Raw genomic sequence first — 23162 nt, forward strand, 5'->3', positions numbered from 1 at the left:
ATAAGAATGATTCGCATTCTACAGCGATGTTGACGCTTACGCAAGAAGCCGGCAATGTTGTCTACGACAATAAACAGCGGACCCGGAACGATCAGTGCAGCACCACGGTGCGGTTGCCGTTCAGGAAGACGCGCCGCTCGATCTGCAGCTTCAGCGCGCGCGACAGCGCCAGGCATTCCATGTCGCGCCCGGTCGCCAGCAACTGGTCCGGCTCGCAGCTGTGGTCGACCCGCTCGACCACCTGTTCGATGATCGGGCCTTCGTCCAGGTCGGTCGTCACGTAGTGGGCGGTCGCGCCGATCAGCTTGACGCCGCGCTCGTAGGCCTGGTGGTAGGGCTTGGCGCCCTTGAAGCCCGGCAGAAAGGAGTGGTGGATGTTGATCGCCCGTCCGCTCAGGCTGGCGGCCAGTTCGGTCGACAGGATCTGCATGTAGCGCGCCAGCACCACCAGCTCGGCCTCGCTGTGGGCGATGATGTCCAGCAGGCGCGCCTCCTGCGCCGGCTTGGTTTGCGGCGTCATCGGCAGGTGGTGGAAGGGCAAGCCGTGCGCCGCCGCCAGCGGCGCCAGGTCGGCGTGGTTCGAGACGATGGCGGCGATGTCCATTTTCAGCTCGCCGATGCGCCAGCGGTAGACCAGGTCGTTGAGGCAGTGGTCCAGGCGCGACACCATGATCAGCACGCGCGGCTTGGCGGCGGCGTCGCGCATGTCCCAGGCCATGCCGAAGCGCTCGCTGATGGCGCTGAAGTCGCTGCGCATCAGCGCCAGCGGCGGTGTGCTGCCGGCCGCCGCGTGGAATACGCAGCGGGCGAAAAAGCGCTGGTTCAGTTTGTCGTCGAAGACCGCGATCTCGTCGATGTAGCAGCCGCGCGCCTCAAGGAAGCCGGCCACCGCCGCCACTTGGCCGGGGGCGCTGGCGCAGGACAGCGTCAGGATGTATTTTGGTGCGGTGAAGATGGCGTCCATCGTGGGTGCTCCTGGTGAAATGGTGGGGCTGGGCGATGCCTGCCCTGGGTTTGCATGCACTTGGGTGCCGTCATCGCCAACATTGTCGGCTTACGCGCGCGGTGCGCGCTAAGCCGAGCTACGAAATCGGCCAACTGGGCCTGCGGTTAAGGGATGCGCATCACTTGCGCCGTGCGCCCGAGGTGCGCCAGGAAGCCTTCCAGCGCGGCGTGCGACAGCGATACCGTGGCGGTGTTGCGCAGCGGGTGGGCCTGGATGCGCGCGGCCCGCCAGATGCTGTCGTCGATGATCAGTTGCACCGTCTGGCGCGGGTCGTTGACGACGGCGAACACGCTGACCGCGCCCGGCGTGATGCCCAGGTGGCGCAGCAGGCGTTCGGGCGAACCCATGCTCAGTTTCGACACCGACAGCGCCTGCGCCAGCGCCGCCAGGTCGACGCGGCGCTCGTGCGGCAGCACCAGCAGGAAGTGGCGCAGGCCCTTGCCGTCGCGCAGGAAGACGTTCTTGCTCATCGCGCCGTCCAGCACCGGCCCCAGCGCGAGCGCCTCGGCGATGGTGTAGACCGGCGCGTGTTCGACCACGTGGTGCTCCAGGCCCAGCCGGTCCAGCAGCGCCAGCAGCGCCGCCGACGCCACCGCGGCGGCGCTTTCGATCTCGCTATCGTCGATTGCTTCTTGTTGCATGCTATTCCTCGGTGATGGGTCGGTCGGGCGCGGCGCTCAGCGCTGCCGCGCCGGGTAGTCGGGCGCCTCGTAGACCGGCACGCGTGCGCTGGGCAGCGGCGCCCTGCCGCGTATCAAATCGGCGATTTTCTCGGCCATCATGATGGTCGGCGCGTTCAGGTTGCCGCTGACGACGTTAGGCATGATCGAGGCGTCGACCACGCGCAGGCCGCGCACGCCGTGGACCAGGCCGGCGCCGTCCACCACCGCCATCGGGTCGCTGCCCATGCGGCAGCTGCACGACGGGTGCAGCGCGCTTTCGGCGTTGGCGCGGATGAAGGCGTCGATCTCGGCGTCGCTCTGGGCCGCCACGCCGGGCGCCAGTTCGCCGTTGCGGAACGGTTCGAACGCCGCCTGCGCGAAGATCTCGCGGGTCAGGCGCACGCCGGCGCGCATTTCCTTGCGGTCCTGCTCGGTCTGCATGTAGTTGAACAGGATGCGCGGCGCCGCCTTCGGGTCGGCCGAGCGCAGCGTGATGGCGCCGCGGCTGGTCGGGCGCATCGGCCCGACGTGGGCCTGGAAGCCGTGTTCGGAGGCCGGCGAGGCGCCGTCGTAGCTGACCGCCATCGGCAGGAAATGGTATTGCAGGTCGGGGTGGCGCACCCCGGGCGCGCTGCGGATGAAGCCGCCGGCCTCGAAATGGTTGGTCGCCCCCAGCCCGGTTTGCGTCAGCAGCCACTGCGTGCCGATGCGCAGCTTGGCCAGCGGGTTTTGCGCGCTGTACAGGGTGATCGGCTGCTTGCTGCGGTACTGGATGTAGGCTTCGATATGGTCTTGCAGGTTCTTGCCGACGCCGGGCAGGTCGACCCGCGCCGGGATGCCCAGCGCGGCCAGTTCGGCGGCCGGGCCTATTCCGGAGAGCATCAGCACCTGCGGCGAATTGATCGCGCCGCCGGACAAGATGACCTCGCGGGCGGCGTGGGCGCGCCGCAAGCGGCCGCCCTGGGTGTACTCGACGCCGATCGCCCGTTCGCCGTCGAACAGCACGCGCGTCACCAGCGCCCGCGTTTCCACCGCCAGGTTGGCGCGCTTCGCGGCCGGGCGCAGGTAGGCCATCGCCGTACTCCAGCGCCGCCCCTTGTAGACCGTCATGTCCATCGGCCCCAGGCCCTCCTGCTGGTAGCCGTTCATGTCGGCGGTGTACGGATAGCCGGCCTGCTGCCCGGCCTCGATGAAGGCGCGGTACAAAGGGTTCTTGCAGGCGCCGGTCGACACCTTCAGCGGGCCGTCGCCGCCGCGGTAGTCGTCGCCGCCCTTCAGGCGCGTTTCGGCCTTGCGGAAGTACGGCAAGCAGTCGAAGTAGGACCAGTGCTCCAGCCCCGGCAGCGCGCCCCAGGCGTCGTAGTCGTAGGCGTGGCCGCGGATGTAGACCATGCCGTTGATCGACGAGGAACCGCCCAGCACGCGCCCGCGCGGGCAGTGCATCTTGCGCCGGTTCATGAAGGGCTCGGCCTCGGTGTCGTAGAACCAGTTGAACTTGTCGTTCGCCAGCGGATAGGCGAACGCCGACGGCATGTGGATGAAAATGCTGCGGTCGGCCGGCCCAGCCTCCAGCACCAGCACGCGCACGTCGGCGTCCTCGGTGAGGCGGTTGGCCAGCACGCAGCCGGCCGATCCGGCGCCGACAATGATGTAATCGTATTCTTCGCGCATACTGTTCTCTTGGCTCGATAGTCTTTGGTTTGATTACTCGTACGGACAGGCGACCTCGCCCAGCTCCACGTAGACGCTTCTGAGCTGGGTGTAGTGGTCGATCGTCACCAGGCTGTTTTCGTGGCCGATGCCGGACTCGCGGATGCCGCCGAAGGGCATTTCGACCGGCGTGATGTTGTAGTTGTTGATCCAGCAGACGCCCGCCTTCAGGCGTCCGGCGACGCGGTGGCCGCGCGCCAGGTCGCGCGTGAAGACGCCGGCGGCCAGGCCGAAGCGGGTGCCGTTGGCGCGTTGCACCGCCTCGTCCTCGCCCTCGAAGCGCAGCACCGACATCACCGGCCCGAAAATCTCCTCGCGCACGATGGTCATGTCGTCGCCGCAGTCGGCGAAGATGGTCGGTTCGACGAAATTGCCGCCGCCGGTGCCCTCCCCGGCGGCGCGTTTGCCGCCGATCAGCAGGCGCGCGCCCTGCTCAACGCCGCTGGCGATGTAACCCAACACGCGCTCCGTGTGGCCGGCCGAGATCAGCGCGCCGACCTGCGTGTCCGGCCGCATCGGGTCGCCCACGCGCAGCTTGGCGGTGCGCTCGACCAGCCGCGCCAGGAAGGCGTCGTAAATATCGCCGTGGACGAAGACGCGGGTGCAGTTGGTGCAAATTTCGCCCTGGGTGTAGAAATTGCCGAGCATCGCCGCCGAGACGGCCTGCTCCAGGTCGGCGTCGGCAAACACCAGCATGGCCGACTTGCCGCCCAATTCCATCGTCACGCGCTTGAGCGTGCCGGCGGCCGCGGCCATGATGGCCTTGCCGGTGTCGACCGCGCCGGTCAGCGAAACCTTCGCCACGTCGGGATGCGCCACCAGCAGCCGGCCGGTGCGGGCGTCGCCCTGCAGCACGTTGAAGACGCCGTCCGGCACCCCGGCCTCGGTGTAGATTTCGGCCAGCTTGGCCGCCGTCAGCGGACTTAGTTCGGACGGTTTGAAGATCATCGCGTTGCCGCAGGCCAGGGCCGGGGCCGACTTCCAGCAGGCGATTTGCAGCGGGTAGTTCCAGGCGCCGATGCCGACGCAGATGCCGAGCGGTTCGCGCACGGTGTAGGCGAAGGCGTTTTTCAGGCCGTAGTGGTGGCCGTGGACGCTGGCGGCCAGGCCGGCGAAGTATTCAATGCAGTCGGCGCCGCTGGCGACGTCGACCACTTCGGCCTCCTGGATGGGCTTGCCGTTGTCGCGCACCTCCAGTTCGGCCAGCTCGCGGTTGCGCGAGCGCAGGATCTGCGCGGCGCGCAGCAGAATGCGGCCGCGCTCGGCGCCGCTCATCGCCGACCACACCAACAGGCCGGCCTGGGCGCTCTCGATGGCTAGCGCCACTTCGGGTTCCAGCGCCACCTCGACTTCGCACAGCAGCGCGCCGGTGGCGGGATTGAGGTTGGCGAAGCGCGCGGCGCCGGCGCCGGGACGGTAGGCGCCGTTGATGTAGCTGGCTAAAACGGATTGCGTCACGGGTAGTCCTTTCAACGGGATGGATGCGGCGGCGGCGCCGCTTAAAACGCCTTGTTCAGCGAGACGACCAGGCTGCCGGCGGCCGGGTTGGAGGTCTCGACCACGCCGGCGGAATTGGCCACACCGGTGCCGAAGGCATCATACACATTGGTCGCTCCCTTGGCCTTGGTGTAGAAGACCGCGCCGGTCCAGCCGCCGGCGAAGCTTTTGCTGACGCCGGCCTTGTAATCGCGCCAGTTCCAGATGTTGTTGCCGGCGCCGGCGACGCGGCCGTCGCCGACGTGCAGGTTCAGCGTGAAGCCGCCGCCCAGGTCGTAGTTGGCGCCGACGTCGAGGTAGCCGGTGCCGCGCGCGTTGGTGATGCCGAAGAAGTCTTTGGTGTAGGTGTAGTTGTATTTGGCGTACAGGAACTTCCAGGTCAGGCCGAGCGACAGTTCGCCGTAATCGTACTTGGTGCTGCTGGCCTTGTATTCGGCGCCCGGATACAGGTAGTAGAACACGGTGGCGCTGTAGCCGAGGTCGCCGGCGCTGCCGGCATAGGCGCCGTACAGGTCCCATTCGAGCGTGCCGTTTTCGATATAGCGGTTGCTGACGTTGGAGAGCCAGGTGCCGGCCGAGAAGCCGCTGGCGTGGACGTAGTCGAAGCCGCCCTGCAGCGCCGGTTTGCCCCAGGTCTGGCGGAAGCCGCGCGAGATGTACTGGTTGGCCAGCGTGACGTTGGCGCTGACCGGCCAGGCCGACGACGCCGGCGGCGGAAAGGCTAAGGCGCCGGCGTCGGGCGCGGCGGCGTCGGCGGAATCGGCCTGCGCGCTCAGCGCGCAGGCGGCCAGGCACAGGGCCGAGGCGAGTTGGATGGCTGGGTGTTTCATAGTATTCTGATCCTCTGAGGTGTGGTGGGTTCTCTGTTCGCACGCCGCTACGCAGGGCGGTGTCGTAGGTCGGATTAGCGTAGCGTCATCCGACAATGTTGGCCGAAGCGAGACGCGCCGCTCCTGGCCGACGTTGTCGGGTGACGCCCCTTGGGCTAACCCGACCTGCAAAACCTGTTCTTATCCCGGGAAGCCGAAGAAGCGCGCCATGCGCCAGCTGCCGTCGTCGTGGCGCCGGTAGACTTCGAGCAGGCGCATCTTGACGCTGGTGGCGCGCCCGCCGGCCGCCGTGCGGGTATAGCTGCGGGTCGAGCGCACCATCGCCATGTCGCCCGAGCCGACCAGTTCCTCGATATCGTTGCTCCAGACGTCGACCGTGTCGGCCCCGGCGGCGCCGGCAAAGCTCAACTTGACGCTGCGCTCGAAGGCGTCGGCGTCGTAGTCGGCCGGCGCGCCCTGGAACGCGCCCTGCAGGTCGCTCATCACGTAGCCGCTGATGGCGTTCGGCTGGCGCGCCGACAACGCCGCCATCCACTGGTCAATCGCCGCCCGCAACTGGTAAGTGTCGCTGGTCGACAGCGGGCTCTCGTTGACGGCCTCGGGCGCCGCCGTCGGCGCGGCGGCGGCGCCGCCGCCGGCCATCAGGCCCGTCAGCAGCAGCGCCGTGCCGAACATGCCGGCTCTGTTCTTCTTCATTGGATATCCTCCTGGGTGGGTGCGGGCGGAAACGGTATTTGTTTACCAGCCACCAATTCTGCGTCCAGCGGCGCGCTTCGCTGCCGCTCAATTGCGACCGAAAGCGCTCTGCAAACGACATGCGCCGGCGCCGCACACGGGCGGTAGATGTCGCGTTTTGACCACATGTCGCTTTCAGGATGATTTATGTCGCCCTTCCATTACGGTTTTGTTACTAAACATTTATATTAGTTAGCTATCGAGAAGCTATTCGCCAAGATATGGATCACCCTGAGGAGGGCAGCAATATGCCAAGCGGCAAGGTTGTAATAGAAAACTTGTACAAGATTTTTGATCCCCGTCCGGGCGACGCCCTGGCGCTGCTGAAACAGGGCGTCAAAAAAGAAACGGTTTTTGCGCAGACCGGCAAGGTGGTCGGCGTCAACGACGTCTCGTTCACGGTCAAGGAGGGCGAAATCTTCGTCCTGATGGGTTTGTCGGGTTCGGGCAAGTCGACCTTGATCCGCTTGATCAACCGCCTGGTCGACCCGTCCGACGGCAAGATCTTCGTCGACGGCCAGGACGTCGCCAAGCTGACGTCGCGCCAGTTGCTGCAACTGCGCCGCAGCGACATGAGCATGGTGTTCCAGTCGTTCGCGCTGATGCCCCACCGTAACGTGCTCGACAACACCGCCTTCGGCCTGGAAATCGCCGGCGTGCGGCGCGCCGAGCGCGAGGCGCGCGCCGGCAAGGTGCTGGAACAGGTGGGACTGGGGCCGTACGCGAAAAAATACCCGCACCAGTTGTCGGGCGGCATGCAGCAACGCGTCGGGCTGGCGCGGGCGCTGGCGGTGAACCCCTCGCTGATGCTGATGGACGAGGCCTTCTCGGCGCTGGACCCGTTAAAGCGCAAGGAAATGCAGGGGCTGCTGCTGAACCTGCAAAGCGAACAGCGCCGCACCATCATCTTCGTCTCGCACGACCTGGAGGAGGCGCTGCGCATCGGCAACCGCATCGCCATCATGGAGGGCGGCCGCCTGGTGCAGGTCGGCACGCCGCAGGAAATCATCGAAAACCCGGCCGACGACTACGTGCGCGCCTTCTTCAAGAGCGTCGACACCTCGCGCTACCTGGTGGCGGCCGATTTGATGGACAGCGCCGGCATCCCGGTGCTGACCAAGGGCCAGGCCCGCGGCGGGCAGGTGGCGTGGCAGCCGTGGCTGGCCTTCGTCAACCAGGACCGCAAATGGATAGGCCTGATCAACGCCGACGTGCTGGCCGCCTGCAACGACCCGCACCAGGCGGTGCTGCCGGAACACGCGGCCGTCTCGGAAACCACCTGTCTGCGCGACATCCTGCCGCAACTGATGAAGCACCCGGCCCCGCTGGCCGTGCTCGACAGCGGCGGCGCCTACCTCGGCGTCATCACGGCCGCCAGCGCCCTGCGCAAAATCTCCCTGGGAGCCAACCATGCCTGATTTCCTGCAACGATTCCTCGACCACCCGCGCGACTTCCTGCCCATCGGCAAATGGGTCAACCAGTTCATCAACCACCTGCTCGACACCAACAGCAGCGGCTTCGACGCCATCGGCCAGGGCATCAACCGCTTCGCCGAGCTGATCGAACAGGGGCTGCAGGCGCTGCCGGCCTGGCTGATGATCGCGCTGTTCGTCGGCGTCGGCATGTGGCGCCTGTCGTGGCGCTTCGGCGTGTTCGTCGCCGCCTCGCTGCTGCTGATCGTCGGCATCGGCTTCTGGCCGCAAACCGTCGTCACCCTCGGGCTGACCTTGTCGGCCACCGTCATCAGCCTGGCGCTGGGGGTGCCGCTGGGCATCTGGAGCGCCAAATCGAACCGCGTCAACGCCCTGACCCGGCCGGTGCTCGACTTCATGCAAACCATGCCGGCCTTCGTCTACCTGATCCCGGCGGCGATGCTGTTCGGCCTGGGCCGCGTGCCGGGCATCCTGGCCACCGTGATCTTCGCGATGCCGCCGGCGGTGCGCCTGACCAGCCTGGGCATCCGGCAAGTCAACAAGGAGCAGGTCGAGGCCGGCTGCGCCTTCGGTTCCAACGCCTGGCAACTACTGTTTAAAGTACAATTGCCCATCGCCCTGCCGGCCATTATGACGGGCGTCAACCAAACCATCATGATGGCGCTGTCGATGGTGATCATCGCCTCGATGGTCGGTGCAGGCGGCCTCGGCAACGACGTGCTGGCGAGCATCCAGCGCCTCGACGTCGGGCTCGGTTTCGAGAGCGGCCTGAGCGTGGTGCTGCTGGCCATCATTTTGGACCGTATCACCGAAAGCTTCGGCGGCGGCAACGCGCCGCAACAAACCTGACCACGCCAGCCCCCCGGGCCGCGCGGGCGGCCCGATCACTACAGGAATTGCCATGTCTCCCCAAGAAATTTCAGCGGTCTCGCGCGTCGGTTTTCTGGTTTTGAACAATTTTTCGATGATCGCCTTTGCCAACGCGCTGGAACCGCTGCGCATGGCCAATTACCTGAGCAGGAAAAACCTGTACAGCTGGTTTGTCATCAATGCGGACTCGGCCGACTCGACCGGCCCGGCCTCGGGCGCGGCCAGCAACGGCCTGTCGCTGTCGCCGATGTACCGGGCCGACGAGGCGCCGCCCTGCGACATCCTGTTCGTCTGCGGCGGCACCCATGTGCGCGAAGCCGTCACCAACGACGTCGTCAAGCTGCTGCGCCTGTACGCCGGCCGCGGCACCCCGCTCGGCGGCCTGTGCACCGGCACCTTCGCGCTGGCCAAGGCCGGCCTGCTGAACGGCTACCGCTGCGCCATCCACTGGGAGAACCTGGCCTCGATCCGCGAGGAATTCCCGGCCATCCTGTTCTCCTCGGACCTGTTCGTCATCGACCGCAGCATGTTCACCTGTACCGGCGGCACCGCGCCGCTCGACCTGATGCTCAACCTGATTCGCCTGAAGGGCGGCAAAAGCCTGGCCTCCGACGTCTCCGAGCAATTCAGCGTCGAGCGCATCCGCGACCAGAAGGACCAGCAGCACATCCCGCTGCTGTCGCGGGTCGGCTTCGGCCACGAGGCGCTGCTCGACGCCGCCGTCTTCATGGAAATGAACATCGAGGAGCCGTTCGCGCTCGACGTGCTGGCCGAACAGGTCGGCCTGTCGCTGCGCCAGCTGGAACGGCTGTTCAAGCGCTACCTGAACATCACGCCGGCGCAGCACTACCTGAACCTGCGGCTGCGGCGCGGCCGCGAATTCCTGCTGCAGACCAACATGTCGGTGATGGAGGTGACGGTGGCTTGCGGCTTCCAGTCGTCGTCGCACTTCTGCAAATCGTACCGCTCGCTGTTCGGCTACGCGCCCAGCCGCGAACGCCACCAGGACCACTCGCTGCCGCCGGCGCCGCCGCCCGCCGCCGTGCGTAGCGCCGCCTGAAATACTTGCGTGGGTCGGGTTAGCCCGCCCCCCGTTACACGCGTGGGCAACCCGACGACGTTGGCCCAAAATCCGCCGCCCTGCGCGGCGGCGAAAAACCACAACTTCGCGTCGCCGCAATGCAAGTCCGACATCGTCAAGCGGCCCATCCTGTAGCTGAGTCACCGGCGCGCCACCCAGCGCGCCACCGAAGCCGCCACCATCATTTGGAGAAGTTCATGAGAATGCCGAAATCACTCGCCACGCTGGGTTCCGCCGCCCTCGTCCTGACCGCGCTGCCGGCCGCCGCGACCGAGCCGGCCAGCTGCCGCACCGTGCGTTTCGCCGACGTTGGCTGGAGCGACATCGCCGCCACCACCGGCATCGCCACCGTGGTCATGGAAGGTCTCGGCTACCGGCCGACGACGACCCTGGCGTCGGTGCCGATCGCCTTCTCCGGCATCAAGAACAAGCAGATCGACGCCTTCCTCGGCTACTGGAATCCGTCGATGACGCCGATCATCGCGCCGTTCCTGAAGGCCGGCCAGATCAAGGTGCTGGAGCGGCCCAACCTGGTCGGCGCCAAATACACGCTGGGCGTGAACAGCATGGCCTCCGAGGGCGGCATCAAGACCTTCGCCGACATCGCCAAATACCACAAGGAACTCGACGGCAAAATCTACGGCATCGAACCGGGCAACGACGGCAACGCGCTGATCCAGCGCATGATCGACAAGAACGAGTTCGGCCTGAAGGGCTTCAAAATGGTCGAGTCGAGCGAGGCCGGCATGCTGGCCGAGGTGCAACGCTCGGCGCGGCTGAAAAAATGGATCGTCTTCCTCGGCTGGGAGCCGCATCCGATGAACGTGCAGACCAAGATGGCCTACCTGGAGGGCGGCGACACGGTGTTCGGCCCCAACTTCGGCGAAGCCAAGGTCTACACCGCCGTCGCCACCGACTACCAGGCGCGCTGCCCCAACGCGGCCAAGCTGATCGGCAACCTCGAATTCAACACCGAGATGGAAAACCAGGTGATGGTGACGATCCTCGACAAGACCAACCCGGTCGCGGCGGCGCGCGAATGGCTGAAGAAAAACCCGGCGGTACTGCAAAAATGGCTGGTCGGCGTCACCACCTACGACGGCGCCGACGGCCAGGCCGCCGTCAGCAAAGCACTCGGCCATTGAAGCAGCGGGCGACACCGCGCTGGCGGCGCTGGCTGCGCCTGGCCTGCGCGCGCGCCGCCAAATTCATCCGCGCCCACGGCAAAGAGCCGGGGCCGGACCCGCGCGGTGCGCCCCCGGGCTTGCGCCGCTGGTTTTGACCCGCTGGACTAATTAGCCATAAGCAAACTAGTTGCCGTCTCAATCGAATCACGCTTGTGCAAGCTCCCTTTCTGAGATGTAATGCTAGACAATAAATATTATTCAAATTACATTCAGGTGTACGCCCTGCGGCACCGCGGGAGTATTGCCAGATGCCGCAATCGTCCAATTCCACGCCGCTGTCCTCCAGCCTGCAAGCCTTGCTTGGCGGCTTCACGCAAAGCACCCGCCTACTGCAACTGACGACACCGCTCGGCCCCGACAAATTACTGGTCGAATGCCTGCGCGGCGAGGAAGGCCTGAGCCAGGGCTACTCGCTCAAGATCGCGGCGCTGTCCAGTGACGCCCGCATCCCCCTGAAGTCGCTGATCGGCCAGCCCGCCCGCGTCGACCTGCTCACCAGCGCCGCCGGCGCCCGACGCCCCTTCCACGGCCACATCACGGCGGTGGAAATGACCGAGGCGAACGGCGGCTTCGCCCGCTACGCGCTGACCATCGAACCATGGACCGCCTTCCTGGCGTTGAACCAGGACAGCCGCATCTTCCAGGACATGACGGTGTGCGACATCCTCGACNCCGTCTTCGCCCCCTACTTGGGCCAGGGCCGCCTGATGCCGGCGTGGCGCTTCGACATCGCCGAGCGCGACATCTNCCCGCGCCGCAGCCTNACCACCCAATACCAGGAAAGCGACCTCGCCTTCNTCCTGCGCCTGATGAGCGAGGAAGGCCTGTTCTACTACTACGAGCACAGCGCCGGCGACGGCCCCGGCCTGGGCGGGCATACCCTGGTCGTGGCCGACCACAACGGCAGCTTCCAAGCCAACGTCCAGGCCGACATNGCNTTCACCCAGCCCGGCGCGGTGATGAAGGCGGANAGCCTGGACCGCTGGCGCACCACGCTGACGCAGCGGACCAACGCCATCGAACTGAGTTCCTGGGACTACCGCTCCTGCCGCGACAACCCGGTCGGCGCCTACGGCGACATCGGCGACGGCGTGCGCCTGCTCAGCCGCGACGCCCCCGGCGCCTACGCCTACCAGAGCCGCGCGCAGGGCCAGCGCATCGCCGACAACCAGCTGCAGGCGTTCGAGGCGGGCAGGGAAATCCACACCGCCGCCGGCACCGTGCGCACCGCCGCGCCCGGCACCACCTTCACCCTGCGCGGCCACCACCGGTTCGACGGCGCCCGCAACGACGACGGCCGCAGCTTCCTGATCGTGCGCGCCGTGCACCTGGCGCACAACAACCTGAGCGCCGAGATGCGCGCCGGCATCGTGCGCGAACTGGGCCAGGGCGCGCTGGCCGCCGCCAACGAAAAGGAGCAAGCGCACAGCCTGCACGCCAGCGGCAGGCACATCGGCGAACGGCCGCTGTACCGCTGCCGCCTCGACGCCATCGGCCGCGCCACGCCCTACCGCAGCAGCGGCGTGGACGGCCACGGCCACCTGCTGCACCCGAGCCCGACCGTGCACGGCCAGCAAACGGCCATTGTCGTCGGCCCGCCCGGCAGCGTTATCCACACCGACCGCGACCATCGCATCCTGGTGCAGATGCACTGGCAGCGCGGCGCCGGCAGCCACAGCCGCCTCGACCACCCGGCGCCGGACGGCCACAGCGGCGCGCCGGCCGACCACCGCGCCGGCACCTGGGTGCGCGTGGCCACGCCGATCGCCCCGGTGGCGGGCGCCAACTGGGGCGCCAACGCGCTACCCCGCGTCGGCCAGGAAGTGCTGGTGGACTTCTTTGAAGGTAACATCGACCGTCCCGTCGTCATCGGCGCCGTCTACAACGGCAAGGGCCAGCCCGACGCGCAGCACAACCAGGCGTTCAAGGGCGCCGGCGCGGCCACCGGCAACGCGCCGGCCTGGTTCCCCGGCCAGGGCGGCGGCCACGCCCACCCGGCCGTGCTGTCGGGCTTGAAATCGCAGGCGATGGCCAGCAGCCAGAGCGGCGCCGGCGCCTACAACCAGTTGGTGTTCGACGACAGCCCCGGCCAGCCACGGCTGTCGCTGCAGCGCCACGCCAAGGCGCACCGCGGCAACGACGAGCTGAACCTGGGCCACCTGCGCCACCAGAGCGACAACCAGCGCCTGGCCAAGGCCGGCTTCGGTGCCGAATTGAAAACCGAGCACGCCGCCGCGCTGCGCGCCGGCCAGGGGATGCTGCTGTCGAGCGACGCGCGCAACGGCGCCAGCGGCAGCCAGCTCGACTCGAAGGAGGCGCAGGCGCAGATCGAGCGCAGCCACGAACTGCAACTGAGCATGGCCGGCACCGCGCAAAAGCACAACGCCGGCATCAAGGACGACAAGGGCCAGGCCGAGCCGGCGCCGGACACATTGCCGGCGATCGCCCAGATGGCCAACAGCGTCGAGGTGCTCAAGGGCACGGACGGCGGCGGCGGGCAGACTCCGGTGACGGCCTACACGGAGGCGCAGTTGCAACTGTCTAGCCCGGCCGGCATCGCCGCGACCACGCCGGCGAACGCCATCCTCGCCGCCGGCAACACCGGCAGCGTCACCGCCGGGCAGGACATCAACTTCGCCGCGCAGGGGCAACAGCTATTACCTGGTGAAGGCGGGCGTCAGCCTGTTCACCTACGGCAAGGCCGGCAATAAGGACAAGCCGAACCAGGAAACCGGCATCAAACTGCACGCGGCGACCGGCAAGGTCAGCAGCCAGAGCCAGTCGGACAAGACCAGCATCACCGCCGACAAGGCTGTCACCGTGGCCAGCGTTACCCAGAGCGTCAACATCGCCGCGAAGCAGCACGTGCTGATGACGGCGCAGGGCGCTTATTTGAAGCTCGAAGGCGGCAATATTATGGTACACGGGCCGGGCAAGATGGATTTCAAGGCTAGCTTAAAGGAGTTGGCGGGGCCGGCCAGCAGCGACGCGCAACTGGCGGCGCTTCCCAGCCTCTCCGCGATGGCCTCCGTCAATGCCGCCGGTTCCTACACCGGCCGCTACACCCTGAGCAAGAATCTCGACAACGCGTTCCAAGGATATCGATACAAGATCGAATCCAACAAACAGCTACTGGCGGAAGGCAAAACCGACAAGGCCGGCCGCACCGCCTTCATCGACACCGAGCAACGCAGCCAAGTGAAAATCTACAAAACCATCATGCGGGACGACCAAAAAATCGACGAACAATGGGCGGCGGCGCTGGACCGCGCCGCCGACGGCAACCCCGCCAACACCGGCGGCGCCGCGGAGCCGCTGCCCGACGATTATCTCGACCAATATGGGGAGGACGCCTAATGCCGGTTCCACTCATTATTATTGCGCTGGGAGAAATTGCACTGCAAGCCGGCGTGTGGGCCTGGCGCGGCTATCGCGCCTATGACACGGCCCAGACAGCGCTGGAAGCCGTCGAAATGGCCAAGTCGATCGCCCAGAGCAAGGAACTGATCAAGCACAAAATTCGCGGCGTCATCGAGAGCATGTCGCAGGAAATCGAGGTGAAATGCTCGACCTTCGCACTGGTCGACCCCGGCGGAAAAAGCACCGTCTCGCGCCGGGGCAATGAAAACTTCGAATGGAAGGAATACATCGAGCGCAAGATCCCTTTCCGTCCCGCGATCAGCATCGTGTGCAAGCTGGCGCTGGAGGCACCGATCAAAGTACCCCGGCGTATCCGCAAAAAAATAGGCGGCGAGATTCCCGAAGGTACGATTGAAGTCACACTGAAACAAACCACGGCGTCGCTGATGTTCGAAACCATCGACCTGATGCTCGATTGGAAGAGCCCGTTAAAAGCCGAACCGAACTACAATCGGGCAACGCAAAAAGGGTATCTCGGCACCCCGCCGACGCGCCCGCACCGGATTAGCAGCGTGTTTCCATTCTGGCCCCGGCCGCGTGGAAGTTTGGCGCCCGATCTGGTCATTCCGGAATACCGACAGAAGCCGTGGGAGATCGACAACGTGTTTGCAGCAGTGGAGATCAAGTTTCCAAATGACTGGGTACAGACAAAGCAGATGGAAGATTACGTTGAGCTAATGACACCAAAGCTTGGGCTAGATGCCAGAAAAATAGGAAAAGCGCGGATCGCGCTGTTACGCGTACCGGAAGACTGCACGGATGTCGTGCCGGGCGAAAAACAAGAGAAAAAAGTAAAAAAAAATAGGGCTAACAGACTATGAGTACAACAGAAAGCTTTCTTAGCAGCGATGATGTTAGTGGATTTGTTGCAGAACTAAAGGAATGGCCAAATTCATCTTACGGAAATGACGACGTTACACATAACGTAAGTCCCTTTGTGACATTTTATTTCCTTTACGATACTAAGCATCATCTTGATACATCGCTCATCATGATAGACATTCATGAGAAATTTGAGCGATTAACAGGGAATCCATATCGTATCGGCACACATCCCGCCTCGGAAAAGCCCCATCCTTACGGCTCAAAACGCTTACCCGATCTTCGTGAGTTTGCTCGGAAAACGAAGAAAGGGGACTATTTTGTTTTTAATTTCACCGATCAAAATAATCATATTTCCTCTCCCTCGACAGCAGGATATTTTTGGAAAGTTCGGGACTATATGAACGACAGAGAGGATCCATCAAACAGAACCTATTCGTCGATTCAATTTTACTATCGATGGTCATGGTGGAGGAAAAATAAAGACGCTTGGAGAGAATTTGTTCTGCAAACGGCTGAAACGCTTCGCGCGGCGCAGGTATACAGTGGTTTCGCCATGGCCACTCCGCTGGCTTATGGCTCTCGTTCGGAGGTTTCTGTGTGGGAGCGGGCGTTGACCCCTCATTTCTACGGACTTGATATCGATGACTACCTCGGAATGCACGGTGAACTGGCTATAGGTATTCGCCCGCCGACTTGGGGTTTCCTGCTTTCAGATTTCTGGCGTGAGAAGCTCGACCTCAGCCGCGATCAGGTTAAAATTAGCCTCCATCATTCGAGCATCAGAATTGAAGAACTCAAGGTGGGATTATGGATCGAATTAGGCGAGGAGCCGTCGCTTTTCCCTGTCGAAGAAGGGGTCCCCGTGCTGCCCGTGTTGTTGAACAAAATACTCAAACCTATTCGCCATGACCATATGGGCCTGTTAAGCGGGGGCCAATGGGACGGCGATCCCAACGAACGCTTCAACGACGCCGATTCGCTGCGCTGGATGCGGCGTTTCGACGCGGACAGCGACTGGCCAAGCGCAGACCTGCGCCAGCCCCACAACGGCGGCGCCACGGATGTTGCTCCGCAGCAGCTCGAAGCACGGGAATTGCGCGCGCACGCAGGCGAGGCGTGTCCGGAAGCGGGCCAGTGGCAAGCTTTGGATATTCCGCCACTCACCCGGAAATTCGCGCACGGCGAGTTGATGAGCGACCTGCGCTCCGCTTATGGTTTAACCGTGTGGCGATTTTTGAACGAATGAGCACACAGCGGCGTGAGCCAGAGGCGCGGATGAACGGCGCCGCCTTACAAGCGCAGTTCGGGATGCGTGCGCAATACCGGATTCGCATCGGCTTTGAATAATGCCGACAGCATTTCCGCCGGCACCGCTTTGCTGAAGTAGAAGCCCTGCCCCGCAAGGCAATTGTGGGCGAGCAGGAACTCCGCCTGTTGCGACGTTTCCACGCCTTCGGCCATGACGTTCAGGTGCAGGCTGGCGGCCATCGCAATAATGGCCGACACCAGCGCGGTATCGTTCGGATCGGTGCCGATGTCGCGCACGAACGATTGGTCGATCTTCAACGCATGCACCGGAAAGCGCTGCAAATAGCCGAGGCTGGAATAGCCGGTGCCGAAGTCGTCGATCGACAGTCTGACGCCCATTTTGCTCAGCCGGGTCAGCGCGGCAAGATTGAAATCGCTGCGCTGCATCAGCGTGCTTTCGGTGATTTCCAGTTCGAGGGCGCTGGCCGGAACCCCCGTTTCGGCCAGTATGTGCGCGACCAGGGCGCAAAAGTCGCTTTGCTCCAGTTGCCGGGGCGATAGGTTGACCGCTATTTTCAACTCCGGGCGGCCGCCGTCGTGCCAGACGCGCAGCTGCTTGCAGGCTTCGCGCAAGACCCACTCGCCAAGCGGCACGATCAGCCCCGACTCCTCGGCGTTGGCGATGAAGGCGCCGCAGGAAATCGGCGCACCGCCCGGCGGCTGCCAGCGCAGCAGCGCCTCGGTTGAAAAGGTCGTGCCGCTTTGCATGTCCACCTGCGGCTGGTAATGCAGGACGAATTCCTGCCGCGCCAGGGCTTGGCGCAAGCGGTTTCCGACGACCATGCGCTGCTGCGCCGCGTGGTTCAGCGCGGGGGTGAAAAACTGGAAATTGCCGCGCCCCGTTTCCTTGGCGTGGTACATGGCCGTGTCGGCCGCGCGCATCAGGCTTTCGACCTCGGTGCCGTCGTCCGGATACAGGCTGATGCCGACGCTGCCGCTGACATGCAGTTCATGCCCCTCTACAATAAAAGGCTTGAGCAGGATATCGAGTACCTTTTGCGCCACCTGCGCGGCGTCGCCGCTGTCGTTGACCATCGGCAGGCTGAGGACGAATTCGTCGCCGCCCAGCCGGGCCACGCTGTCGCCTTCGCGCAGGCACTTTTGCAGGCGCACGGAGGTCATCTGCAAAACGATGTCGCCGATGTGGTGGCCAAGCGAGTCGTTGATGTTCTTGAAATAATCGAGGTCGATGAACAGGATCGCCACGCGGCCCTGGTTGCGGTGGGCCTGGGCAATAGCCTGCGTCATGCGGTCCTGCAACAGCGCGCGGTTGGGCAGCCCGGTCAAGGCGTCGTGGTCCGCCATGTGGCGGATTTGCTCTTCCGCCTGCTTGCGCGCGCTGAGGTCGAGCACGAAGCTGACGCCGCTCTCGCGGGAGCCTTCGAACATGGCGCGGCCGATCAGCACGTGGACGCGCTGGCCGTCCTTGCGGATGTATTCCTTCTCGTACGGCGCGCAGGTGCCGGTGCGCATCGCCTCTTCGATCGCCCGAACGTCGAGGGCGTGGTATTCCGGCGGGGTCATGTCCGACCAGCGCAGTTCCCCCGATGCCAGGTCCTCCCTGGAGTAGCCGGACAGTTCCAGGAAGGCGTCGTTGGCGTACGAGATGTCGCCGGCGGTGTTCCAAAACGTCACGCCGATCATGTTCGACTCCACCAGGCGGCGGATTTGCGCGTCTTTTTCGCGCAGCGCCTGCTCGGCAAGCTTGCGCTCGCCAATTTCGCGGGCGATCAGCGAGGCGCCGGTGAGCCGGCCGCTGGCGTCGCAAATGGGCGAGAACGAGATCGAAACGTCGATGCGCCGGCCGTCCTTGCGCATACGCACCGTCTCGTGGTGCAAGACCCGCTCGCGGCGGCGCAGCCGCGCCAGGATGCCGGGCGTTTCATCGGGCAGCTCCGGCGGCGCCAGGATGGAAATCGGCCGCCCCAGCGCCTCGTTGGCGCTGTAGCCGTACATGCGCTCGGCGCCGGCGTTCCAACTGACGATGGTGCCGTCGAGCGTCTTGCCGATGATGGCGTCGTCCGACGAGGTGACGATGGCGGCCAGTTGCGTTGCCTGCTGTTCGGCGCGTTTGCGCCGGCTGTTTTCCTGTCGCAGGTCGGCATACAGTTGGGCGTTTTCCAGGGAGATGGCGGCTTGCGAGGTCAACAACTTGAGCGCCGCCACCCGTTCGGAGGAAAAGGCGTGGGTCAACAGATTATTCTCGAGGTAGAGCAGGCCGACCAGGCCGCCCTGGCGCAGGATCGGCAGGCACAACACCGACTTCGGCTGGTGCCGGGCAAAGTAGGGGTCGCTGGAAAACACGTTGGGCTGTGCCACATCGGGCAACAATACCTCCTCGCGGCTGTGCTGCACGTAGTTGAGGATTGCCGCCGGCAGGGACGCCTCGGCCGGCGCCACCCTGTCGTGGATGCGCACCTGCACCGCGTCCTGGTCAACGCTGGCCTCGGCGGCCAGTTCCAGACCTTCGTTGTTGGACAGCAGCAACGAACCGGCTTGCGCGCCGGCGTTTTCCAGCACGATGTGCAGCAGCGTATCGGCCAGTTCGTTGAGCGTGATCCGGCTGGAGATCGCCTGCGACGCCTTGGTGATCGACAAGACGTCCAACGGCACCGCCACCGCGCCCGCCGACAGCGCCGGGCGACTGGTGTGGAGTTGCTCGGCCTTGCCTTGCGCGCCCCAGCGCCGGTAGTGCGTGCAGGCCTCGCTCAGATAGGTGTCGGCGATCAACTCGAAGCCGCGCCCGCGATAGAACTTCGACGCCAGCTCGTACGCGATGGCCTCGTTCTGGACCAAGCCGTTGTCGCGGGCGGCGCCGATGGCCTGCTGGTACAGCCGCTCGGCGTCGCCGGCCCGCCCTTCGATGCGGGCGATTTCCGCCCCCACCAGCGCATGGCTGCTCAGGTAGTTCTGCGGGCAATGCGCGGCCCACAGCGCGTGCCGCTCCAATTCCGTTGCCAGCAAGCCGGCAAAGCGCGCTTGCTCCTCGCCGGGTTCGGACGGACACAGCGCGGCCAAGGCCAGCGCGAAATAGAAATGATGCGCGCCGTCCAGCACCATGATGGTGCCGGTCTGGTTGACGTTCAGCGCGGCCTGCCGCGCGTGCGCCAAGGCGCCGGCATAGTCGCCGTACATGAAGGCGCACATCTGTTTAACGATGTAGGCAATATACAGGCCGGCGCTGAAGTTCGCCTTCTCCAGCGCGGCCAAGCACGGCACTTCGTCGAAGTCGTCGCCGTCCAGGCTACCGGGCGCACGCGTCCGGCCCTTCAGGCTCAACACCAGTTGTTGTTCGAAGCGGATGGCGTCGTAAACCGTTTCGTTGTGGTTGTCGCGGGCGAATTCGCCATTCCTGCGCGCCGTCGCCAATACCTCGTCGAGGGCGGCGCCTTGTTGCAGCATCGGCCAGAAATGGCACACGGCGATGTAGTTGGCAAACACCAGGTCGCCCACTTCCAGGCTGGCGCCGAAGGCTTGCTCGAGCATCGGCACCGAGCCGGCGATGGCCTCCTTCCACGGCATAAACGTGATGGCGTGCACAAACAACACCCGTCCCTTGAAGCGCGGCGCGGCGCGCCTGCTGTTCAGTTGCAAGGCCAGCTCGGAGAAGACAAAGGCCGACTCGACGTCGCCGAAGCGCGACAGCAGGATGGTGCCGTACACGCTGTACGCAAAGCAAGAACCGGCGGTGTGCCCGTGCCGCAGCGACAGCTTGACCGTCCACGCGGTGATCAGGGCGAAGTACTCCGGCCGCGACGAATATGCCGGGGCGATCGCCTCCACCAGCAGCGCTATGACGCTGGCCATGCCGCTGTCGCTCGACTCGGGCGCATCGATGACATCGGCCATTTTTTTGTCGCGCAGGCAGGCGGCGATGTCGCGCACCTCGGCGGCGATGGCCGCTTCGATCGCCGCCATGTCGGTTGGAAAGTGCAGGCCGAAGCGGCCGACGCCCTCGACCATGGCGCCCAGCGCGTCGTCGTAGCGCCCGGCCGTCTGGTAGAGCTGAATGCGCAGCAAGTACACGTCCGCGCAGTCGCCAGGCGAGCGGGCGTTCGTCAAGATCAGGTTGGCCAGTTGATCGGCCCGCTGGAAATTCCCGGCAAAATGTTCGCACTCGGACAAGGCCAGCGCGATGGCGTAGGCCTGCTGGTACTGCGTTTGCCACGCGGTGGGCGGCAACAGCGCCATGGCGCGGTCGAGGAAGTTGCAGGCCGACGCATGGGCCCTGCTCGCCAGGGCCTTCTTCCCGGCCATCAAGTTGAGCTGGCACAGCAAGGCCTTGTCGCCGGGGTCGGCGACGGCGTCGCCGCCGCGGTTGAACTGGTCGACGATGGCAAACACCGCTTCCTCGACCTGCGCGGGGGTTTTACCGCCGATCAGCGCACGGCCGATCTGCAGATGCAGCGCCGCGCGCGCGGAAAGCGGAATCGACAGATAGGCCGCCTCTTGCACCCGGTCGTGGAGAAAATACACGGCGTTGTCCGTGCGCGTGACGAGGCCGGCGGCCTGCGCCGCCGACAGCGCCGCTTGCGTGGCCGGTTCCGCCCGGCCGCACACGTTCGCCAGCGCCGCCGTGCTGGCGCCCGAGCCGAGGCAGGCCAGCCGTTGCAGCACCGACTTGGCCGGGTCCGGCAAGCGCGCCATTTTCGCCACCATCAGCACCGCGACGTTGTCGGTGTAGCCCTTGGCGCTGATCTTGCCGAGGTCCCAGCGCCAGGTCCGCGACTGCGGGTCGAAAGCGAGCATGCGTTCTTCCTCCAGTTCGCCAATAAACTGGGTCATGAAAAACGGATTGCCGCGGGTCTTCTCGTAGACCAGCTGCGCCAGCTGGGCCGCTTCGCCGTGCCCGCAGCGCAGCGTTTCGTCAATCAGGGCGCGCACCGCGTCCTCGGCCAAGGGCGCCAGCACCACCCGCGTCACTGCGCCGGCGCCGGCGCCGACGAGCATGCGCGACAGCGGGTGCCCCGGGCCGACCTCGTTGTCCCGGTAGGCGCCCGCCACCAGCAGGCTGCACGGCGAGGGTGAACTCAGCAATTGCGCCACCAGCCGCAAGCTGGCGGCGTCGGCCCACTGCAAATCGTCGAGAAACAAGGTCAGCGGGTGGGCCGCCTGCGCGAAGGCGCGGATGAAGCGCTCGAACACCATCAAAAACCGGTTCTCCGCCTCCGCCGGCGGCACCTCCGGCACCGGCGCCTGCGCGCCGATGATCAGTTCGGCCTGGGGCAGCACGTCGACGATCAGTTTACCGTTGGCGCCGACCGCCGCCCGCACCTTGCGGCGCCAGGCGGCGACGCCCTCCTCGCTTTCGGTAAGGATTTGCCGCACCAGTTCGCGCAGCGCGTCCGTCACCGTGGCGTAGGGAATTTCGCGCTGGTACTGGTCGAATTTGCCGGAAATGAAAAATCCGCGCCGCGCCAGCACCGGCTGGCGCAGCTCCCCCGCCAGGGCCGACTTGCCAATGCCGGCGTAGCCAGTAATGAGCAGCAGGGCCGCTCTTCCCGAGGCCAGCATGGCGTCGAAGCTGCCTACCACTTGGGCCAGCTCGCTATCGCGGCCCACCAGTCTTTGTGGAATCTGAATCCGTTCCGGCCGGTCGTGCGCACCCAGGGGAAACGGCGGCATCGCCGCCCCCGCCTCCCACTGCGCCAGGCAGGTGTCGAGGTCGTGCAACAGGCCGTGCGCGCTTTGGTAGCGGTCCTCCGGCATTTTCGCCAGCAGCTTCATGACGATGTCCGACAACGGCGCCGGAATACCCGGCGCCAATTCGGCGGGCGGACGCGGCACGCGGGCGATGTGGCAGTGCGCCCATTCCATCGGGTCGTTGCCGCGGCACGGCAATTGCCCCGTCAACATGCGGTACAGCGTCACGCCCAGCGAATAGAAATCGCTGCGGTAATCGACGCCGCGGTTCATGCGCCCGGTTTGCTCCGGCGACACATAGGCCCAGTCCGCCACCGGCGCGGCGCCGGCCGCCGCCGACGGCGCCACGTCGCCGGTCGCCAGGCTCAGGTCGACCAGCAGCAACTGCCGCTGCGGACCGAGTAAAAAATTCGCCGGGCGGATGTCGCGATGGATCAGCTGTGCCGCATGCAGGCCGGCGACGATGCGCGCCAGTTGGCACGCCAGGCGCAGACAGGTGGCCACGTCAAAGGACTGGCACTGCAAGGCGGCCTCGAAGGACTCGCCGGCGGCATGGTCGAGCACCATCAGCGGCGGGCGCGCCTGGTCGAACAGCGCCAGCGCCTTGACGATGCCGTGCACGTCGAGCGAGCGCAGCGCCGCGTATTCCCTGCGCAGACTGGAAAGCTGCTCGGGCAGCGACGCACCCGGCGCCAGCAGTTTCACGATGGCGGCGCCGCCGTGTTGCGCGGAACGGGCAAAATACAGCGATGAACCATTCCTGCGAGCAATTAACCCGAGGATCCGGTAAGCGCATCCGCTGCCGCAGTTGACCACGTCGGGGTGGACTTGCGTGTCAATCGCCGTCGCGGTCCCTAAAACACCATTGCTCGTCATTGTGCGTCCAGTTCCAGCGCCTGCTGATCGGAATAAAATTGGACCCGGCGCCGGCGCGCGAGTTCCGCGCATCGCACC

At 65.4% G+C, this 23162-nt stretch carries 14 protein-coding genes and 1 pseudogene; 8 read left to right on the forward strand and 7 right to left on the reverse strand.

Translation table 11 applies throughout. The features are described 5' to 3' along the window. Positions 1–91: 91 nt before the first annotated feature. From purU to JANGC3_RS0110170, 6 genes are all read right to left on the reverse strand, one after another. Positions 92–964, reverse strand: coding sequence for a formyltetrahydrofolate deformylase (purU, locus tag JANGC3_RS0110145; RefSeq protein ID WP_017876383.1), 873 nt, complete (start codon positions 962–964; stop codon positions 92–94). A 146-nt stretch (positions 965–1110) separates the two neighbouring features. Beyond that, positions 1111–1647 carry a prolyl-tRNA synthetase associated domain-containing protein gene (locus tag JANGC3_RS0110150; RefSeq protein WP_017876384.1) on the reverse strand — a complete coding sequence of 179 codons (537 nt, stop codon included), beginning with the start codon at positions 1645–1647 and terminating at the stop codon, positions 1111–1113. A 36-nt stretch (positions 1648–1683) separates the two neighbouring features. Continuing rightward, complete coding sequence (betA, locus tag JANGC3_RS0110155) at positions 1684–3339, reverse strand: choline dehydrogenase (RefSeq protein WP_017876385.1); 1656 nt, start codon at positions 3337–3339, stop codon at positions 1684–1686. Positions 3340–3372: 33 nt separating this feature from the next. Then, a complete protein-coding gene (betB, locus tag JANGC3_RS0110160) occupies positions 3373–4836 on the reverse strand; it encodes a betaine-aldehyde dehydrogenase (RefSeq protein ID WP_017876386.1) in 1464 nt (487 codons plus the stop codon). A 41-nt stretch (positions 4837–4877) separates the two neighbouring features. Next, positions 4878–5705 carry a TorF family putative porin gene (locus JANGC3_RS0110165; RefSeq protein ID WP_017876387.1) on the reverse strand — a complete coding sequence of 276 codons (828 nt, stop codon included), beginning with the start codon at positions 5703–5705 and terminating at the stop codon, positions 4878–4880. A gap of 180 nt (positions 5706–5885) precedes the next feature. Next, entirely contained in the window at positions 5886–6401 is a 516-nt protein-coding gene (locus JANGC3_RS0110170) for a YybH family protein (protein ID WP_157406559.1), read from the reverse strand. 287 nt (positions 6402–6688) lie between these two features. On the opposite strand from JANGC3_RS0110170, the gene JANGC3_RS0110175 reads away from it, so the two are divergent. The 8 genes and pseudogenes from JANGC3_RS0110175 to JANGC3_RS30760 all read left to right on the forward strand — a co-directional run bounded on the left by JANGC3_RS0110175 (position 6689) and on the right by JANGC3_RS30760 (position 16503). After that, positions 6689–7858 (forward strand): quaternary amine ABC transporter ATP-binding protein, encoded by a 1170-nt coding sequence (locus JANGC3_RS0110175; protein ID WP_026132809.1) that lies wholly within the window; start codon positions 6689–6691, stop codon positions 7856–7858. Then, positions 7851–8696, forward strand: a pseudogene (locus JANGC3_RS28980) (ABC transporter permease); the annotation flags it as partial. The gene JANGC3_RS0110175 and the pseudogene JANGC3_RS28980, both read left to right, overlap by 8 nt. A gap of 79 nt (positions 8697–8775) precedes the next feature. Further along, positions 8776–9804 carry a GlxA family transcriptional regulator gene (locus tag JANGC3_RS28985; protein ID WP_051068272.1) on the forward strand — a complete coding sequence of 343 codons (1029 nt, stop codon included), beginning with the start codon at positions 8776–8778 and terminating at the stop codon, positions 9802–9804. 224 nt (positions 9805–10028) lie between these two features. Then, on the forward strand, positions 10029–10970 hold the full coding sequence (locus JANGC3_RS0110195) for a choline ABC transporter substrate-binding protein (RefSeq protein ID WP_017876393.1): 942 nt from the start codon (positions 10029–10031) through the stop codon (positions 10968–10970). Between the two features lie 290 nt (positions 10971–11260). Then, positions 11261–13723 (forward strand): type VI secretion system Vgr family protein, encoded by a 2463-nt coding sequence (locus tag JANGC3_RS28990; RefSeq protein WP_332307813.1) that lies wholly within the window; start codon positions 11261–11263, stop codon positions 13721–13723. Further along, positions 13677–14369, forward strand: coding sequence for a DUF2345 domain-containing protein (locus JANGC3_RS34225; RefSeq protein WP_332307814.1), 693 nt, complete (start codon positions 13677–13679; stop codon positions 14367–14369). The genes JANGC3_RS28990 and JANGC3_RS34225 overlap by 47 nt, the downstream gene beginning before the upstream one ends. Next, on the forward strand, positions 14369–15253 hold the full coding sequence (locus tag JANGC3_RS0110205) for a VRR-NUC domain-containing protein (RefSeq protein WP_017876394.1): 885 nt from the start codon (positions 14369–14371) through the stop codon (positions 15251–15253). Before JANGC3_RS34225 ends, JANGC3_RS0110205 begins: the two co-directional genes overlap by 1 nt. After that, on the forward strand, positions 15250–16503 hold the full coding sequence (locus JANGC3_RS30760) for a type VI immunity family protein (RefSeq protein ID WP_085945293.1): 1254 nt from the start codon (positions 15250–15252) through the stop codon (positions 16501–16503). The genes JANGC3_RS0110205 and JANGC3_RS30760 overlap by 4 nt, the downstream gene beginning before the upstream one ends. A gap of 44 nt (positions 16504–16547) precedes the next feature. Here JANGC3_RS30760 and JANGC3_RS29000 read toward each other — a convergent pair whose 3' ends face one another. After that, positions 16548–23156, reverse strand: coding sequence for an EAL domain-containing protein (locus JANGC3_RS29000; RefSeq protein WP_081611815.1), 6609 nt, complete (start codon positions 23154–23156; stop codon positions 16548–16550). Positions 23157–23162: the final 6 nt, after the last annotated feature.

The organism is Janthinobacterium sp. CG3, assembly GCF_000344615.1.
GTDB lineage: Bacteria > Pseudomonadota > Gammaproteobacteria > Burkholderiales > Burkholderiaceae_D > Janthinobacterium.